The sequence below is a fragment of the Kitasatospora sp. NPDC023176 genome, assembly GCF_055560495.1.
In genome coordinates this window covers 32,931-49,183 of record NZ_JBVHIP010000050.1, presented here as the reverse complement: position 1 = coordinate 49,183, position 16,253 = coordinate 32,931, and the positions used below count along the sequence as shown (strand labels likewise).

Below are 16,253 nucleotides of genomic sequence, written 5' to 3'. Positions count from 1 at the left end.
CGAAGCCGTCGACTCCGCCAAGACCGGCGGCATCATGGGCGGCGCCGGCGGCGGCCTCGGCGCCGGCGCCCGGGTCGTCTCCACCGCCGCCGAGAACGCCGAGAACGCCTCCGTCGCCCTCGCCGGCCTGGCCAAGGTCACGGGCGCCGCCGACACCGTCCCCGGCCGCATGATCACCGGCGCCGGCCTCAGCTACGGCTACGACGCCGCCTTCAAAACCGGCCCGGTCATGCCCCTCGACCTCGTCCTCGGCGCCGTCGGCGGCGCGGCCGCGCCCGGGGGTGCCCCGAAGCGCCGCCCCGGTTTCACGGGGGCCGAGGCGAACGGCTGGGCGGGCAAGAAGGGCTCCCCTCCAGAGCCTTGGACATCGGACTCCGGCACCCCTTACGCGTCTCCGCCGAAGACCGCTCCGGACGAGAGAGCCGTGAAGATCTACGAGGACTACCGAACCCGGACGGACGATGTGATCGAGGTCGCCAAGGAAACCGGCGTCGATCCCCGGATCGTCCAGGTCGCCAAGGACAACCTCATGATCAAGCGGCACGACGTCCAGGTGGGCCCCGGCGAGGGCAATATGGTGAAGGACGTCCATTTCTCTCCGGATGCGGCAATTTCCATCCCATGGAACGGCGCCGTGGGTGGATTCATCAAGCCGGGTGCAATTCCCGCCCTTCGGGGAACACTCGCCCACGAATATGTAGAGGCAAAACTCCTCGAAGCTGGCCTCCCGTACCTTTCCAGCCATCCGGGTGCTTGGAAGAGTGACGGCACACTAGCAATCAACCCAGACCATTTCGGCGCGCATAATCTGGCACCGAGGAGCTTTCACACGGGAGCGGTGTCGGCAGACGGGTCACTCGACCACTGGAAGCTCTACGGCCTCAAGGCACCCACTGAACCCGTCGCCGACGACCTCTCGAACCTTGATATCGTGGTCGACGCCATAAAATCCCAACTTCGCGAGAGAGGATATGACCTCAAGTGAGTACTACCGCGGTTCAGTTGATGATCGACCGCCTCAAGGGTATCCATTGGACAGCTCACAAGGAGGCGCTCGAAAATGCCTTCTCTCGTGCAGCGCTCATGAAAGAGCACCTCCGCCGAACGGCGCTCTGGCTCGACGCCTACGGGGACACCAAGTATTGGCCCATCTTCGATCTCGCGGCCATTGTGGCACCGGCAGTGCGGGCCGACTCGGCAATGATTGCGGACGTCGAGGAATTCGTCGACGACGCCGCGAACACGTGGTACGCCGTCGAGACCTCGGTGGCCGCCGTCCAGTGGGCCGCCTTGCGTGACGCCCCTGAGCTGACCCTGCCCCCGCTGCCCGACCCCTTTGAGCCCCTGATCCGGCTCTACGAACGCGGCGGCCTCTTCTCGTTCGCCAATGGTTTCGTGGACTTCACCGTGATCATGGTGCCATGCGGCAACTGGCGCACCCACCTGTCGTCGGAGCCAGTCGTCGAACTCGATGACGAAGCCCTCGACGCCCTCGACGAGCAGAGCTGGGCCGAATTCCACGCACTTTCGGCCCGTACCAACCCCTCGACCGACAACGGTTGACCGGCGCGCGCCTGACCACGACCGTTCTGGAACGCTTGGCCGGAATCAGGTGGACCAACATGGAAGGCCGCAACGCGCATGCGGCCTCAATGTCCCGGCTGATGGTCGAGTACCTCCGCCGGGCCTCGCTCTGGGCCGAGGTGCTGGGCGGTCCGCCGAAGTGGCCCATCTACGACATCGCCGGGGCCCTGGCCCCGGACGTTCGGGTGGACCCCGAGATGGCCGAACGGCTTGAGGAACTCCTTGTGGCACAGGTCGGCGGCATCTCAACCGAGAACGCCTGCCGCGCGGCCGTACGGTGGGCGACACTGCGGGACACGCCGGGGGTGCAACTTCCGGACCTTCCGGACCCGTTCGAGCCCCTCATCCTCATGTACGAGCGAGGCGGGGAACTCGTCCCCGACGAGAGCTGGGCTTTCAACTTCGGTGGCCGACGAGTACAGATCAAGCCCTGGTGCGAGCACCTCTCTGCCGAACCGGCGACCTCCCTCGACCCCGATGCCCTGGATGCCCTGGACGCGCTGGACGCGCTGGACAACGAGTAGCGCCAGGCTCGCGTCCACTCCAGGTACTGACTGCCGCGCCCTGAAGCGCCTTCTGGTGGCGGTGAGTACGTATGTGGGCCTGGGCACCGCGTGGCTGCTCGGGGTGGTGGTCGGGGTTGGCTGGATCGTGGGGCTGGTCCGGTTTGCTCGGACCGGTGGGTTGCTGGGTGGCGGTCGTGTCCGTCGCGTTGTGGGGAGGGGCGCTGGGGGAGGCGATCTCGGCCCGGGACGCGGTGGTCCTGAACGCGCGCGGGGTCACCGTCACCGCCTGGGTCTCGCAGGTGCACGACCACCCGGACGACAAGCGCCCGAACTCGACGTACGACCTGGTCGGCGAGCTGGGCCTGCCGATCCCCAACGGCACGGTGTACGGGAGCCCCCACGCGCACGCGGTCGGCGACCGGGTGCTGATCCGCTACGACCCGGAGGGTGTCGCGGCCGCGTCGGCCCCGGACGACGTCGACTTCTCGAAGGACCTTGCGATCGCCGGGGCCCTGGACGCCCTCCTGATGGCGGCCGTCGCGGGCCTCGGCGTGGCGGTGGTCCGCAACGGCCGCCTGCGCCGGGTCCCGTTCCGGCGCCGGCCCTCAGCGGGAGGCGGGTCGACTACCCCCGCACCACCCGCGCCCGCAGATAGTTGCGCCGCCCGAAGTTGGGCTCGTCGACCGCCGTCAGGTCCTCGACCTGGAACCGGTACAGCGCCGCCGCCCCGCCGCCGGTGAGGTACTGCCGCCGGGTGTCCTCGTCCTGGGCGAAGGCCGGGTAGCGCCCCTGGTAGGCCGTGAGGGCGGCCTCCGCCTGCCGCCCCCAGGCCTCGCCGGCGCTGCCGGTCAGCTGGAGTCCGCGCAGTTGCTCGCCGAAGGCCGGCGGTGGCAGGAAGACGGTGGCGGCGGCCCGGGCCTCCTCGGCGAGGTGGTGGCTGTGCCGGGTGGAGCGTTCGCTGACGAAGTACAGGACGAGGTCCTCGTCGTAGGCGAAGAAGGCCAGGTTGGCGTGCGGCCCGTGTTCGTGGCCGGCGGTGGCGAGGGTGAGCACCATGGCTTCGGCGAGCAGGCCTTCGACGCCCTTGTGCAGCAGGTCGCCCGGCCAGTCCCCCTGCGTGATGTCGAGTCGGTACGGCATTCGGCACTCCCTCCGCTGGCGCCCGGTGCCTTCGCGCCCCGGGCACGACTGAGCCGGGCGGCCGCCCCCGGTCGGGGGCCGCACGCCCGGCTCACATGCTCCACCCGTCGTCCGAAACCGGACAAGGGGCGGGCGCCTCACGAAATCGGTACTACTGGGCCCGGTGCGAGGCGTACCCGCGGGTCACCACCGGCGGCGTGCCGGGGCCGAGCAGCGGGCGCAGCGCGCCGGAGCGCAGCTTGTCGACCAGCGGCCCGCAGCGGCCGGCGAGCGGCGCCAGCACCAGCGCGACCAGGATGCCGACGAGGGCACCGACCGCGACGTCGTGCGGGTAGTGCACGCCGACCCAGACCCGGGAGGCGGCCATCAGTACGGCGAAGACGGTGGCGACGGCGCCGAGCCGGCGGCTGACGAACCAGAGCGAGATCGCGGCGGCGAAGGCGATCACCGAGTGGTTGCTCGGGAAGGACCAGTCCCCGGCGGCCGGGCAGGTCTCCAGCGGGACGCTGCCGTGGATCTGCGCGCAGGGCCGGAGCTCTTCGACCATGCCCTTGAGCACCGAGTTGATGCCGTACGCGACGACCACGATCACCGGGGAGGCGAGCACCTTGGCCATCACCGCGGAGTCGGCGCCGCGCGCCCGCCACCAGGCGTAGAGCATGAACAGCGCGAACAGCCCGAGGCCGATCGCGGACCAGACCTTGATCACGTCGTCCAGCCAGTGCGGGGCCGACTGCGCCCACCCGTTGACGCGGGTGTACAGGCTGCCGTCGATCCCGCTGCCGTCGTACACGGCGAGGGCCCGAGAGGACATCACACGTCACCTCCGTGACGGCGCGCCTTACGGGCGCGGAACAGTTCAAGAACAATGGGGAGCACGGAGACAACTACTACCAGACCGATGATCGGCAGCAGATACTGGTCGATCCCGGGGATCGAGGATCCGAGCCCGTACCCGGCCAGCACCACGCCGACCGTCCAGACCACGCCGCCCGCCACCTGCCAGAGGGTGAACGAGCGGACCGGCACTTCGAGTACGCCGCAGAGCGGATTCAGCACCGTACGGACCACCGGGATGAACCGGGCCAGCACGATCGCCTTGCCGTGTCCGTACTTGGCCAGCAGTTCCTCGGCCCGCGCCACGCCCTCCAGCAGGCTCTTGCGCTCGGTGCGGGCGAGCAGCGCCCGCCCGCCGCGGCGGCCGATCAGATAGCCGACCTGGGCCCCGACCAGCGCGCCGACCAGGGCGGCGGGCAGCACCTGCCACAGGTGCAGCTGCGGGCCCTTGGTGGCGCCGGGCACGCAGAGCAGGCCCGCGGTGAACAGCAGCGAGTCGCCGGGCAGGAAGAAGCCCACCAGCAGGCCGGTCTCGGCGAACAGCACCACGGCGATGCCGAGCGCGCCGAAGGCGGCGAGCAGCGAGGACGCGTCCAGCGGGTTCACCGCGAGCTGGGACGCAGGATCGGCAAGGAACTGGAGCAAGGCTTGCGGACCTCCCGTACGTTGGAGGGCGGTTCACCCGGAACCCGCCCCGACCGTCTACAGTGACGTAGACGGTCTACATGACTGTAGACGATACCTGGAGGAAGCGCCGCCATGTCCGACGTACCGTCCGCCCGCCGGCCCGCCGGGGAGCTGGAGGCCGAGGTGCTGGCCGCCCTCTGGTCGGCCCGGCAGCCGATGACGCCGCAGGACGTCCAGACGGCGCTCGGCCGGGACCTCGCTCGCACCACCATCGCGACGATCCTGGCCCGGCTGCACGACAAGGGGACGGTCGAACGCACCCGGGCCGGCCGGGCCTACGCCTACACCCCGACCGTCCAGGACACCGCGGGCCTCGCCGCCCGGCGGATGCACACCGAGCTGGGCCGCGAGGCCGACCGCTCCACCGTGCTCGCCCGCTTCGTCTCCGACCTCTCCGCCGAGGACGAGCAACTGCTGCGCGCACTGCTCGGCGACGGAGGCGACGGAGGCGACGGCGGCCCCAGCGGTCCGGGAACGGCGGCGGCACCGTGATGCTCGCCGTCTGGGCGCCCCTGCTGCTGCCCTTCCTGACCGTCCCGCTGGCCCGCCGCCTCGCCGAGGCGCTGACGCCCCGGGCCGCCGCCTGGCTGCTGGCCGGCACCGCCACCGTCCTGGCCGGCGGCACCCTCTGCTCGCTCGGACTGCTCGCCGCCGCCGGGCTGCTCCAGCTGCCCCCGGTCGCCGCCCTCGGCCACCTCTCGCTGCCCTGGCTCACCGCCGCCGCGCCCAGCGCCCCGCCCGCCGCCGCGGTGGCCGGCCTCGCCCTGGCCGCGCTCGCCGCCCTGGCGGTACGGACCGCCCACCGCCGCCGGCGGGAACTGCACACCGCCCGGGCCGCGCTGCCGACCCCGGGCCTTCGCTGTGACGGCGACGGCTACGACAGCGGCTACGACAACGGCGGTTACAGCTACGGCTACGACAACGGCGGCTACGGCTACGACGGCGGCGAGACGGCCGCCGACCAGCATCCGGACATGCGCCCCCGGCGCGCCTCCGTGCGCGGGGCGCGCGCCACCCAGGGTGCGCGCGACTCCGTACGGCTCCTGCCGGACTCCACCGGCCCCCGCCCCCGCACCGCCCGGTGGCGCCAGGCCCCGGCACGGCTCCGCCAGGCCCTGGAGCGGCTCCGGCACCCCGCCGACCACCCGCTGACCGTGCTGGACGACGACCGCGCCGACGCCTTCGCCCTCCCCGGCCGCCTGCGCCGCCCCGGCCGGGGCGGGGAGCCGGGTCGGATCGTGGTCACCTCCGGGATGCTGCGCGCCCTCAACGGCCCCGAGCGCTCCGCCCTGCTCGCCCACGAGCGCGCCCACCTCACCGGCCGGCACCACGTCTTCCTCGCCCTCGCCGAGCACGCCGCCGACCTCCACCCGGCGCTCCGCCCGTTGCGCGCGCCCCTCGGGTACCACCTGGAGCGCTGGGCCGACGAGGTGGCCGCCGCCCAGGTCGGCGACCGCGCCGTGACCGCCCGCGCGGTCGGCCGGGCCGCCCTCGCCGCCAGCCGCTCGCCCTGGCCGGCCCGCCCCACGCTGGTCGCCGCCGCCCACTCCGGCCCGGTCCCGCGCCGCGTCGCGGCCCTGCTCCAGCCCCGCCCGGCCACCACCCCGGCCCATCGGCTGCGGGCCGTCGCCCTCGCCCTGGCCGCCTGCCTGGCCCTGACCACCGGCGCCACCCTGGAGGCCACCGCCGACCTCCACCACACCGTCGAGGCCGCCCAGCACGAGCCCGGCACGGAGCGCTAGAACGGGCCCCGGCGGGCCGGCCGGGGCCCACCGCAGACCCCACCCGACGCACCCCGCACGGCCGCCGGACGGGTACCGTACCGACCGGTATGCGGACTTGGCAGACCCCATCCCCACACGCCCACCGCACCCGTACGCTTTCGTCAGCGCGTCGACCCCGGCGCGTCCTCGAACGGCGGCGAGGAGCAACGCGAGTGCGGCAGACCGGACGGCAGTCCCGACGACCAGAGCGCCGCACCCCGCCGACCGCGGCGGAACTGGCCAAGGTCCACGAGCGCACCCTCGCCGACGCCGCCGCCCGCGAACTCGCCCTCCCCGAGACCGGCGGGCCCGGCACACCGCCCCGCCCCGGCCGGCTCGAACCCCGCCCCGAGATCGGCGACTCCTGGGCCCGGCTGCGCCGCCTCGGCCTCGACCCCGACAGCGGCGCCGCCACCGTCCTGCTCGGCCCCGCCGAACTGGAGCAGCGCCGCCGGTCCAGCGGGCTCGACAACGTCATGCCGGTGCTGCGCGAGACCCTGCTCGAACCGGTCGGCCAGGCGCCGCTGATCCTCGCCATCGCCGACGCCGAGGGCCACGTGCTCTGGCAGGAGGGAGAGCGCGGCCTGCGCCGCAGCGCCGACCGGATCGGCTTCGTCACCGGCGCCCGCTGGATCGAGGAGACCGTCGGCACCAACGGCATCGGCGTCGCCCTGCGCGCCCAGCGCCCGATGCACGTCCACTCCGCCGAGCACTACCTGCGCAGCCACCACACCTGGACCTGCGTGGCCGCGCCCGTGCACGACCCGGCCACCGGCCGGCTGGTCGGCGCGATCAACCTCAGCGGCCCGGCCCACAACGTCCGCCCGTACCTCCTCCAGCTCACCGCCACCGCCGCCCGGCTCGCCGAGACCGAGCTGCGCGCCCACCGGCTGGAGGCGCTGAACCAGCTCCGCACCCTCGCCGCCCCGCTGCTCGCCCGGGTCGGCGGCCCGGCCCTGGTGGTGGACGCGGCCGGCTGGACCGCCGCCTCCGCCGGGCTGCCGCCGCCCAGTCGGCTGCGCATCCCCAGCGAGGGCTGGGCCCCGGCCGCCGTGCACTGGGTGCCGGGGCTCGGCGAGTGCGTGCTGGAACCGCTCGCGGACGGCTGGCTGGTGCGCCCGGTCCGCCCGGCCGGGGACGGCGAGCCGGACGGCTCCGGCACGGTGAGCGCCGAACGGGCCGAGGGCGCCCGGCTCCGGCTCGACCTGCGACGGCCGGACCGCCCCGAACTGTCCGTCCGGGGCGCGGCCGACAGCTGGTCGCACCCGGTCAGCCCGCGCCACGCCGAACTGCTGCTGCTGCTCGCCACCACCCGCGACGGCAGCACCGCGGCGCAGCTCGCCGAGGCGCTGTTCGGCGACGCCGGGCGGACGGTGACGGTCCGCGCCGAACTGTCCCGGCTGCGCCGCTACCTGGGCGGCCTGCTGGCCCACCGGCCGTACCGCTTCGCCGACTCGGTGCTGGTCACCGTGGAGGGGCCGGAGGACCCGTACGACCTGCTGCCCTCCTCCGTCGCCCCCGCAGTACGACGACTGCGGGCCGAACTGGCGGCGGGCCGGGCCCGACTGCCGGGCGCCGCTGCTCCCGTGCCTCCACCGCGCACGGCCGGGGAGGGTGCCGGCACGACCGGTGCTGCGGCCGGCACGGCAGTGAGCCCGACGAGCGCGAACCTGACGAGCGCGAACCTGACGACCGTGAACCTGGCGTCGACGATCCGACGAGCGCGAACCTGACGCCCACGAACCGAACGGCCGTCGGCGGCGCGGCCCGCCCTCAGCCGCCCGCGAGCAGTGCGAGCAACTGGTCGTCGGTGGGCCCGCAGTCACGCTCCGCCTCGGCCGAGACCAGCGCGTAGGTGCGGTCCAGCCAGGCCCGCACCCGGGGCCTGGAGGCCTCCAACAGGGCGCTGCCGTGCGGGGATTCGAGCGCCAGGTGCAGCGTCGAGCCGTGGCAGGGGCAGTAGGCCGGCCACAGCTTGACGTCACCCTGGCCGCTCAGCGTGTGGAGTCCGTCGCGCAGCAGGTCGCGGGAGAACACCCAGTCCGCCTCGTCCGGACGCCCCACGTGGAAGGTCAGCAGCACCTCGTAGGGGCGGACGGCGTCGAAGCGGAACCGGGTGCGCACCTCGCCGACCACTTCCTCGCCCAGCGAGATCCGCAGCGTCAGCACCTCCTCCACCGCCGCCGGAGCGGCGGTGGAGCCGTCCCCATCGCCGCCCGTGGGGGTGGCGGCGAGAGGAGCACTGGAGGCTGCGGACAGCGGGTCGGGCGGCATGACGGTCTCTCCGGGAACGGCGCGGGATGCCATCAGCCTGCGCCACCCGCGGCCGGGCGGGCAAGGGTTGCAAGGGGGTTGCAACACCCCCCGTTCCGGGCCGGGCCGCCCCTTGGCGGGCTTGTCAGACGATCCGTCAACTTCTGCTGCTCGAAGGGGAGTCCGGAAAATGGATGGAGGGTGTCCGCCCCTCGGCCACCCGCTGGTACGCTCTCCCCTCCCGACGCGGACCCGCCGCGGGACCGGCCCGGGACGGCCGGATCCGGGCCAGGCCGCAGTGCGTGGGACAATACGGCGACGCGACGGCGGCTTCGGGGAGGGAGGGGTCCGGTGGCTGTGCGTGGGGAGACCACGCGGGACGTGCAGCACGAGCCCGCACGGCAGGGTCGGCACGGCCGGCCGCGCCCGTTCGGCGGCCGGTTCCGGCTGCCCACCCTGCGTTTCTCCGGCGCCGCGATGGCGATGTCCACCGTCGTCGGCATCAGCATCGCCACCACCCTCCTGCTGAACGAGCAGCAGGGCATCGGCCGAAGGGCCGGCGTCGCCCGGGTCGGCACCAGCCCGCCGCCCAGCCCGGGCACCACCGGCGATACCGAGGCCGCCGCCGACCGGACCCAGGACACCCCCGCGCCCTCCGGCCGTCCGCACGCCCCGAAGCCCTCCGGGCACGCCTCGGCCCACCCGTCCGGCCCGGCGAACGCCGCGGCCACCCCGCCGGCCGGACTGCGCGCCGGGACGGCGGCCCCGGTCGCGCCGTCGACCGGCGGACAGGCCTCTGGCGGACAGGCCTCCGGCGGACAGGACCCGCACTCCGCGGCCGACGCCCCCGCGGGCACCACCGGATCGGACGGCCGGATGGACGCCGCCGGGGCCTCCCCGTCCGCCCAGCCGTCCCCGCCCGCCGCGCCGTCCGCCGGGCAGCCCGGCGCCGGACAGTCCCCGCACCCGCCAGGACTCCAGCCGACCACCCCGGCCCGCCCCGGGCCCACCGGTCCGGCCGCTCCCGCCGGTACCGCACCGGGCCGCCCGGTGCCGCCGCCCGCCGCCGCCGTCCCGGACGCCAACCCGGGCTCCGGCCCGGACGGTTCCGGCGCCGCCACCACCGCCGTCCCCAAGAGCACCGGCGCCCCCAAGAGCGCCGACAGCACCGCCGGCTCCAGCAACACCGACAGCGCCGACAGCACCGCCGGCTCCAACGGCACCGACGACGCCGGCACCGACCCGGCGGCCGACCGGACCCTCACCGGCACCGGCCTGACCAGCACGCTCGGCCGCGACGGCATCCGGCACGCCCTGGAGCTCTCCGTGGCCGAGCCGGTCACCGCCCTGCAGGCCGAATTCCGGCTGGCGCCGGGCGAGTTGGCCACTGGCAGTGGCGCCGCCTGGACCGACCTGCCGGGCGCCGTGGTGACCACCCAGCAGGAGCGCGGCACCCTGGTCTACCGCTTCACCACCCCGCCCGGCACCGACGTCAAGCCCGGCCGCTACGGCTTCGTGGTGCGCGGCACCCGCCCGGCCGATCAGTCCGCCCCGACCGGCCCGTCCAACCCGTCCGCCCCGACCAGCCCCTCCAACCCGTCCGGCCCCTCCGGCCCGTCCGGCCCCTCCGGCCCCTCCGGGCCGGTGCGCAGGCCGGTCCCGCAGGAGAGCTGGACCGCTGCCGCCTTCGGCATCGAGCACCCCCGGGCGGTCGCCGCGCTCGGCGGCTTCGGTCCGCTGCTGCCGCAGCCCGCCCAGCAGTTGGCCCACCAGCCCCACTGAACGCCCATCGGCTCATCCGATCGTCCGACGATCAGGCAGCTCATGGGCTCATCCCCGTACCCTCGTTCGTTACTGTGGGCAGCACCCGGCCCGACGCCCCACCGGCCCCGGCCCGGGCCGTCGTTCCGCACCCGAGGAGGAGTCCTTGTCCACCGTCCTGACCCAAGGCGGCAACGCACCGCTGACCGCCGCGCGGGTGACCGTCGAGGTCACCGCGCCCAAGGCGCTGGACGTCTCCGGCCTGCTGCTGACCGACGCCGGCAAGGTCCGCTCGGACGCCGACTTCGTCTTCTTCAACGCCCCGCACGGGCCCGGCGTCAGCCTGCGCCCGGCCTCCGCCGGAGCACCGGACGCGATCACCGTCGACACCCCGGCCGTCCCCGCCGACATCAGCACGATCGTGGTCACCGCCAGCCCGGCCGACCAGTCCGCCACCTTCGCCGGGATCGAGCCCACCGCCACCGTCCGGGACGCCGACACCGGCGCCGTCCTGGTCACCTTCACCCCGCCCCGGCTGGGCCTGGAGACCGCGCTCATCGTGGTCGAGGTCTACCGGCGGGGCGGCGTCTGGAAGGTGCGCGCGGTCGGCCAGGGGTACGCCGACGGCCTGGCGGGCATCGCCACCGACTTCGGCGTCACCGTCGACGACTCCCCGGCCCCGAGCCCGCAGCCGACCGCCGCCCCGCTCCCGCCGAGCGCCCCGACCGTCCAGATGCACTCCCCGGCCGCCCCGCCGGTCCCGCCCGCGCCGCCCGTCCCGCCGCTGCCCCCGGTCCCCCCGATCCCGCCCGTCCCGGCGGTCGACCCCCGGATCGCCCTCTCCACCATCCCGTCGATGCCCGCCGCGCCCCCGGCCGCGCCCACCCCGACTCCCGAACCCGCCGAGCGCCCCAAGGTCACCCTGGACAAGGGCCGGGTCAACCTGGTCAAGGGCAGCTCCGTCTCCCTGGTGAAGAACGGCCGCCCCTTCCTCTCCTCGGTCCGGATGGCCCTCGGCTGGGAGTCCGCCGCCCGCGGCCGGGACGTCGACCTGGACGCCTCCTGCCTCGCCTTCGACGCCCGGCACCAGCGCCTGGAGACGGCCTGGTTCATGAAGCTGACCATCTTCGACGGCGCGGTCGCCCACTCCGGCGACAACCTGGTCGGCGGTGACGGCGGCGACGACGAGTCGATCACCGTCCACCTGGAGGGCCTCCCGGCCGAGGTCCACGCGCTGGTGTTCGTGGTCAACTCCTTCTCCGGCCAGAAGTTCACCGAGCTGCGGAACGCCTACTGCCGCCTGGTGGACGTCCGCACCGAGGAGGAACTGGTCCGCTTCGACCTCACCCACTCCGAGCCGCGCACCGGTGTGGTGATGTGCAAGTTGGTCCGCCGCCCCTCCGGTGAGTGGGAGATGACGGCACTCGGCGAGTTCGTCGACGGCAAGACCGCCCGGGCGATGATCGAACCCTCCGCCGCGCTCCTCTAGCCTCCAGCCCAGCCCCAGCCCAGCCCCTGGCCGTCGGTCCGGAACGTCACAGCCACACCCGCGAATTCACCCTCCCGAGATCTCAAGTCGTCCACGGATCGACTCGATTGACTCTCCGGGGGGGTGAATCGCACTCTCCCCCTGCACTCCCGCAGCAGTGCACTCGTTGAGGAGAGACCGTGCCCCGCTTCCCGTCCCGCCTCGCCGTCGCCGGCACCGCCCTCGCACTCACCGTCGGCCTGATCGCCCCCACCGCCGCCCAGTCCGCCGCCAAGCCCGCCACCCGCGCCGCCACGCTGAAGTGGGCCGCCCTCGGCGACTCCTACACCGCTGGCATCATCGAGGCCACCGGCGACCTCACCGAGCCCCAGGACGGCTGCGCCCGCACCACCGGCTCCTACCCCGAGCTGATCCGCCGCGACCTCGGCTCCCTGGTCGACCTGCGCAACGTCAGCTGCAGCGGAGCCGCCACCCCGGACGTCTACGCCGACAAGCAGAGCCCGCTCGGCCGCCCGCTCCCGCCGCTCGGCAGCGACCCCAACGCCCCCTACCCGCCCGTTCCGCCGCAGATCGACGCCGTCGCCCCGGACGCCAAGGTGATCACCGTGGGCATCGGCGGCAACGACCTCGGTTTCGGCCAGATCCTCAAGGACTGCATCGAACTCGGCGCCACCGCCCTCGGCCAGGGCACGCCCTGCAAGGACACGTACGACGCCCAGCTGCCCGGCCGGCTCAACCAGCTGCGCACCGGCTACGCCACCATGCTGACCGCGCTGCGGCACAAGGCCCCGTCCGCCCGGGTCATCACCGTCGGCTACCCCCACCTGATCCCCGAGGACGCCACCCTCTGCCGGTACGGCAACCCGCTGCAGTTCGCCACCTTCACCACCGGCGACCTCGCCTGGGCCCGCACCCGCATCCTGGAGCCGCTCAACCTGGCCATCGAGCAGGCGAGTTCGGCCCAGCAGGACACCTACGTGGACCTCTACCCCGGCTCCACCGGGCACAGCGTCTGCGACGCCGACCACTGGCTGGACGGCGTGCTGACCAGCGTCCTCCCGCTCAAGTACGCCCTGGTGCACCCCAACGCCGTGGGCCAGGCCTTCGCCGCCACCCAGGTCGAGCCCGCCGTCCTCGGCGGCTGACCCGGCAACATCCGGGACCGGAAACCAGTAGCCCGCCGGCCCGTCCTGCGGCCATCCTGTACGGATGATCATCCGCGAAGCCACCCCCGAGGACTGGCCGGCCATCTGGCCCTTCTTCCAGGCCATCGTCGCCGCCGGCGAGACCTTCCCCTACCCCCTGGACATGACCTCCGAGGTGGGCCGGGAGTGGTGGATGCACTCCGCCCCCGACCGCACGGTGGTCGCCGTCGACGCCGAGGGCCGCGTCCTCGGCACCGCCACCATGAACCGCAACCGCCCCGGCAACGGCGCGCACGTGGCCAGCGCCAGCTACATGGTCGACCCGGCGCACCAGGGCGGGGGCATCGGGCGGGCCCTGGTCGAGTACACCCTCGACTGGGCCCGCCGCCAGGGCTACCGCGCCATGCAGTTCAACGCGGTGGTCGCCAACAACCACCACGCCGTCCGGCTCTACCGGTCACTGGGTTTCGAGGTCGTCGGCACCGTCCCCGAGGCCTTCCACCACCCGGTCGACGGCTACGTCGGCCTGCACGTCATGCACCGCCCGCTGTAGGGCGCTCACTCCTCGATCGCCCCGCCGACCCGCCGCAGGTGCTGCCGGAAGCTGTACGACGGGTCGGCGGCGCGCCGCTCCAGGTACTCCTGGAACCGGGTCTGCCCGCGCAGGGTGTCCCCGGCCGCGATCCGCCCGGCCTGCGCGCGCTCGGTCCGGGCGATCCCGGTGGCCGTCTCCAGCACCTCCCCCACCCGGTCGGCCGGCACGAACAGCACCCCGTCCGGGTCCGCGAACACCACGTCCCCGGCGGTCACCAGGTGCGGCCCGACCCGCGCCGACACCAGCGCCTCCGGCTCCCGCCCGTCCAGCCGCAGCGGCCCCGGCGGCAGCGCGCCGTAGCTGAACACCGGCAGCCCGATCTCCACCAGCTCCGGCGTGTCCCGGTGCAGCCCCCACACCACGATCCCGGCCACCCCGGCGGCCCGCGCCTCCAGCACCGCGAGGTCCCCGATGCAGGCCTCGTCGGTCCGCCCGCCGTTGTCGACGACCAGCACGTCCCCGTCCCGCGCCGCCCCGTACGCCTCCAGGAACACGTCCACGCTCCCGTAGTGCCGCACGGGCAGCACCCGCCCCGCGACCCGCGACCCGGCCACCACCGCCCCCACCCCCACCGGCGCCGCCCGCACCCCCACCCCGAGCCGCACACAGGCATCCGCCAGCAACGGCGTGGACAGCCCCTCGAACTGCTTCAGCATCCCCAACTCCTCCCACCGAAAACCCAGTTGACCAGCACCGGGATCTTATGCCGAGCCTCGAACCCACACCTTCGGGCGAATGTCCGCCGTGTACTGCACAACCCGGTCCGGCCACGAACAGCGTGACGCCCCTCTGAAGGAGGGGCATCATCAGTGCTGTGGCGCATGAGCAACCGATCACGGACTCCCCATCGCAGGCCGACATCCTGCTGGAGAGCTTCCTGAGCCTGCACTCCCCCGAAGGCTTCCGAGCCGAACTCATCGAGGGAGAGATCATCGTGGCACCACCGCCGGACGGCGATCACGAGGACTACATCGACCTGCTGATCGACCAGGTGAAGGCGAAGTCCAAGGTCCACATGCAAGTGTCCGGCGGCAAGGGTCTTCGCCTGGCGAGCGGCGGTCTCTGCCCGAAGGACCACGTCATCCCGGACGCCACCTTCGCCCCGAGAAGTCTCCGGCTCTTCCGTGGTGCTCCGCCCTGGATGGAACCCGACGGCGTGGCCATGGTCGCCGAGATCACCTCAGCCAAGCCCGACCAGGACCGCATCGCCAAACGGCACTGCTACGCCCGCGCCGGCATTCCGCTCTACCTCCTCATCGACCGCGAGAAGTCGCAGGTCAGCCTCTTCTCCAAACCGCACCGGGACGAGTACACCGAGGTCCACCTGGCCGCCTTCGGCGAGCCGCTCGCCCTCCCCGCCCCCTTCGAGTTCGAGCTGGACACCAAGGACTTCCTCTAGGCGCCCCGGCTCGGCGCCCCGGCAAACGGAACGGCCCGCACCCCCCGTCAGGGGTGCGGGCCGTCCGTCGCTCCGGCGCCCGGTCAGCTACGGGTGGCCATGGCGCGCAGGAAGAAGGTGAGGTTGGCGGGGCGCTCGGCGAGGCGGCGCATGAAGTAGCCGTACCACTCCTGGCCGTACGGGAGGTAGACCCGCATGGTGTTGCCCTCCTCCGCGAGGCGCAGCTGCTCCTCGGGGCGGATGCCGTACAGCATCTGGTACTCGAAGGAGTCCCGGGTGCGGTTGTTCCACTGGGCCAGCTGGCCGGCGATCTTGATCATGTTGGGGTCGTGCGAGGCGATCATCGGGTAGCCCTCGCCGGCCATCAGGATCTTCAGCGCGCGGACGTACGCGAGGTCGACCTCGTGCTTGCCCTGGAAGGCGACCGACTCGGGCTCCTTGTAGGCGCCCTTGCACAGCCGCACGCGCGAGCCGGGGCCGGAGAACTCGCGGCAGTCGGCCTCGGTGCGGCGCAGGTAGGCCTGGAGGACGACGCCGAGCCAGGGGTAGTCCGCCCGCAGCTCGCGCGCGATGGCGAGGGTGGAGTCGGTGGTGGTGTGGTCCTCCATGTCGAGGGTCACCGTGGTGCCCGCGTCGGCGGCGGCCTCGCAGATGCGGCGGGCGTTCTCCAGCGCGATCTTCTCGCCGTCCACCGGCAGGAACTGGCCGACGGCCGACAGCTTGACGGACACCTCGGCGCCAGCCGCGAGGCCGGTCTCCTTGAGGGCCTTGAGCAGGTGCTCGTACGCCTCGGCGGTGCCGGCCGCCTGGACGGCGTCCTTGGTGTCCTCGCCGAGGTGGTCGAGGGTGACCTTGCGGCCGGTGGCGACCAGGTCGTCGGTCGCGGTGACGGCGTCGTCGAGGACGTCACCGGCGACGAAGCGCTCGACTATCGCGTGGGTCGGGGGGAACTTCTCGACCACGGTGCGGACCTGGGGGGACCGGGAGGCCGCGAGAAGGGCGGAACGGAGCATCGTGACTCCTGGAGCTGGTGTTTCCAAGGGTGGCAGAAAAGGGCCGGGGCGGCGGTACGGGGGTGGTCCGCCGCCCCGGCG

Annotated in this window: 16 protein-coding genes and 1 pseudogene; 11 read left to right on the top strand and 6 right to left on the bottom strand. The window is 73.5% G+C overall.

The window, feature by feature from the left end:
• From ACZ3YL_RS38795 to ACZ3YL_RS38785, 3 genes and pseudogenes are all read left to right on the top strand, one after another.
• Positions 1 to 985 (top strand): annotated as a pseudogene (locus ACZ3YL_RS38795) (hypothetical protein); the annotation flags it as partial.
• Between the two features lie 20 nt (positions 986 to 1,005).
• Entirely contained in the window at positions 1,006 to 1,563 is a 558-nt protein-coding gene (locus ACZ3YL_RS38790) for a hypothetical protein (protein WP_465662271.1), read from the top strand.
• A gap of 59 nt (positions 1,564 to 1,622) precedes the next feature.
• Positions 1,623 to 2,108: a hypothetical protein gene (locus ACZ3YL_RS38785; protein ID WP_465662269.1), complete on the top strand. Its 486-nt coding sequence runs from the start codon at positions 1,623 to 1,625 to the stop codon at positions 2,106 to 2,108.
• Positions 2,109 to 2,714: 606 nt separating this feature from the next.
• Here the strand turns inward: ACZ3YL_RS38785 and ACZ3YL_RS38780 are convergent.
• The 3 genes from ACZ3YL_RS38780 to ACZ3YL_RS38770 all read right to left on the bottom strand — a co-directional run bounded on the left by ACZ3YL_RS38780 (position 2,715) and on the right by ACZ3YL_RS38770 (position 4,712).
• Positions 2,715 to 3,230: a pyridoxamine 5'-phosphate oxidase family protein gene (locus ACZ3YL_RS38780; RefSeq protein ID WP_188304590.1), complete on the bottom strand. Its 516-nt coding sequence runs from the start codon at positions 3,228 to 3,230 to the stop codon at positions 2,715 to 2,717.
• Positions 3,231 to 3,381: 151 nt separating this feature from the next.
• Entirely contained in the window at positions 3,382 to 4,044 is a 663-nt protein-coding gene (locus ACZ3YL_RS38775; RefSeq protein ID WP_188304589.1) for a phosphatase PAP2 family protein, read from the bottom strand.
• On the bottom strand, positions 4,044 to 4,712 hold the full coding sequence (locus ACZ3YL_RS38770; protein WP_465662266.1) for a DedA family protein: 669 nt from the start codon (positions 4,710 to 4,712) through the stop codon (positions 4,044 to 4,046). The genes ACZ3YL_RS38775 and ACZ3YL_RS38770 overlap by 1 nt, the downstream gene beginning before the upstream one ends.
• A 114-nt stretch (positions 4,713 to 4,826) precedes the next feature.
• Here ACZ3YL_RS38770 and ACZ3YL_RS38765 point away from each other — a divergent pair, with 114 nt between their 5' ends.
• From ACZ3YL_RS38765 to ACZ3YL_RS38755, 3 genes are all read left to right on the top strand, one after another.
• Positions 4,827 to 5,246, top strand: coding sequence for a BlaI/MecI/CopY family transcriptional regulator (locus ACZ3YL_RS38765; RefSeq protein WP_465662264.1), 420 nt, complete (start codon positions 4,827 to 4,829; stop codon positions 5,244 to 5,246).
• Positions 5,246 to 6,496: a M56 family metallopeptidase gene (locus tag ACZ3YL_RS38760; RefSeq protein ID WP_465662274.1), complete on the top strand. Its 1,251-nt coding sequence runs from the start codon at positions 5,246 to 5,248 to the stop codon at positions 6,494 to 6,496. Before ACZ3YL_RS38765 ends, ACZ3YL_RS38760 begins: the two co-directional genes overlap by 1 nt.
• A gap of 194 nt (positions 6,497 to 6,690) precedes the next feature.
• Positions 6,691 to 8,250 carry a GAF domain-containing protein gene (locus tag ACZ3YL_RS38755; protein ID WP_465662262.1) on the top strand — a complete coding sequence of 520 codons (1,560 nt, stop codon included), beginning with the start codon at positions 6,691 to 6,693 and terminating at the stop codon, positions 8,248 to 8,250.
• Positions 8,251 to 8,290: 40 nt separating this feature from the next.
• Here the strand turns inward: ACZ3YL_RS38755 and ACZ3YL_RS38750 are convergent, their stop codons facing one another.
• On the bottom strand, positions 8,291 to 8,791 hold the full coding sequence (locus ACZ3YL_RS38750; protein WP_188308189.1) for an SsgA family sporulation/cell division regulator: 501 nt from the start codon (positions 8,789 to 8,791) through the stop codon (positions 8,291 to 8,293).
• A gap of 330 nt (positions 8,792 to 9,121) precedes the next feature.
• On the opposite strand from ACZ3YL_RS38750, the gene ACZ3YL_RS38745 reads away from it, so the two are divergent.
• The 4 genes from ACZ3YL_RS38745 to ACZ3YL_RS38730 all read left to right on the top strand — a co-directional run bounded on the left by ACZ3YL_RS38745 (position 9,122) and on the right by ACZ3YL_RS38730 (position 13,718).
• Entirely contained in the window at positions 9,122 to 10,552 is a 1,431-nt protein-coding gene (locus ACZ3YL_RS38745) for a hypothetical protein (RefSeq protein ID WP_465662260.1), read from the top strand.
• Positions 10,553 to 10,709: 157 nt separating this feature from the next.
• Complete coding sequence (locus ACZ3YL_RS38740; RefSeq protein ID WP_188309589.1) at positions 10,710 to 12,020, top strand: TerD family protein; 1,311 nt, start codon at positions 10,710 to 10,712, stop codon at positions 12,018 to 12,020.
• Positions 12,021 to 12,199: 179 nt separating this feature from the next.
• Positions 12,200 to 13,165 (top strand): SGNH/GDSL hydrolase family protein, encoded by a 966-nt coding sequence (locus tag ACZ3YL_RS38735; RefSeq protein WP_465662258.1) that lies wholly within the window; start codon positions 12,200 to 12,202, stop codon positions 13,163 to 13,165.
• Between the two features lie 64 nt (positions 13,166 to 13,229).
• A complete protein-coding gene (locus ACZ3YL_RS38730; protein ID WP_188309569.1) occupies positions 13,230 to 13,718 on the top strand; it encodes a GNAT family N-acetyltransferase in 489 nt (162 codons plus the stop codon).
• A gap of 5 nt (positions 13,719 to 13,723) precedes the next feature.
• On the opposite strand, the gene ACZ3YL_RS38725 is transcribed toward ACZ3YL_RS38730, so the two are convergent.
• The gene (locus ACZ3YL_RS38725) at positions 13,724 to 14,416 is read right to left on the bottom strand and encodes an RraA family protein (RefSeq protein ID WP_188309570.1); all 693 of its coding nucleotides are present in this window, start codon (positions 14,414 to 14,416) and stop codon (positions 13,724 to 13,726) included.
• A 158-nt stretch (positions 14,417 to 14,574) separates the two neighbouring features.
• Between ACZ3YL_RS38725 and ACZ3YL_RS38720 the strand changes: the two genes are divergently transcribed.
• A complete protein-coding gene (locus tag ACZ3YL_RS38720) occupies positions 14,575 to 15,159 on the top strand; it encodes a Uma2 family endonuclease (RefSeq protein WP_188309571.1) in 585 nt (194 codons plus the stop codon).
• A gap of 83 nt (positions 15,160 to 15,242) precedes the next feature.
• On the opposite strand, the gene ACZ3YL_RS38715 is transcribed toward ACZ3YL_RS38720, so the two are convergent.
• Positions 15,243 to 16,172: a proline dehydrogenase family protein gene (locus ACZ3YL_RS38715; RefSeq protein ID WP_465662255.1), complete on the bottom strand. Its 930-nt coding sequence runs from the start codon at positions 16,170 to 16,172 to the stop codon at positions 15,243 to 15,245.
• Positions 16,173 to 16,253: the final 81 nt, after the last annotated feature.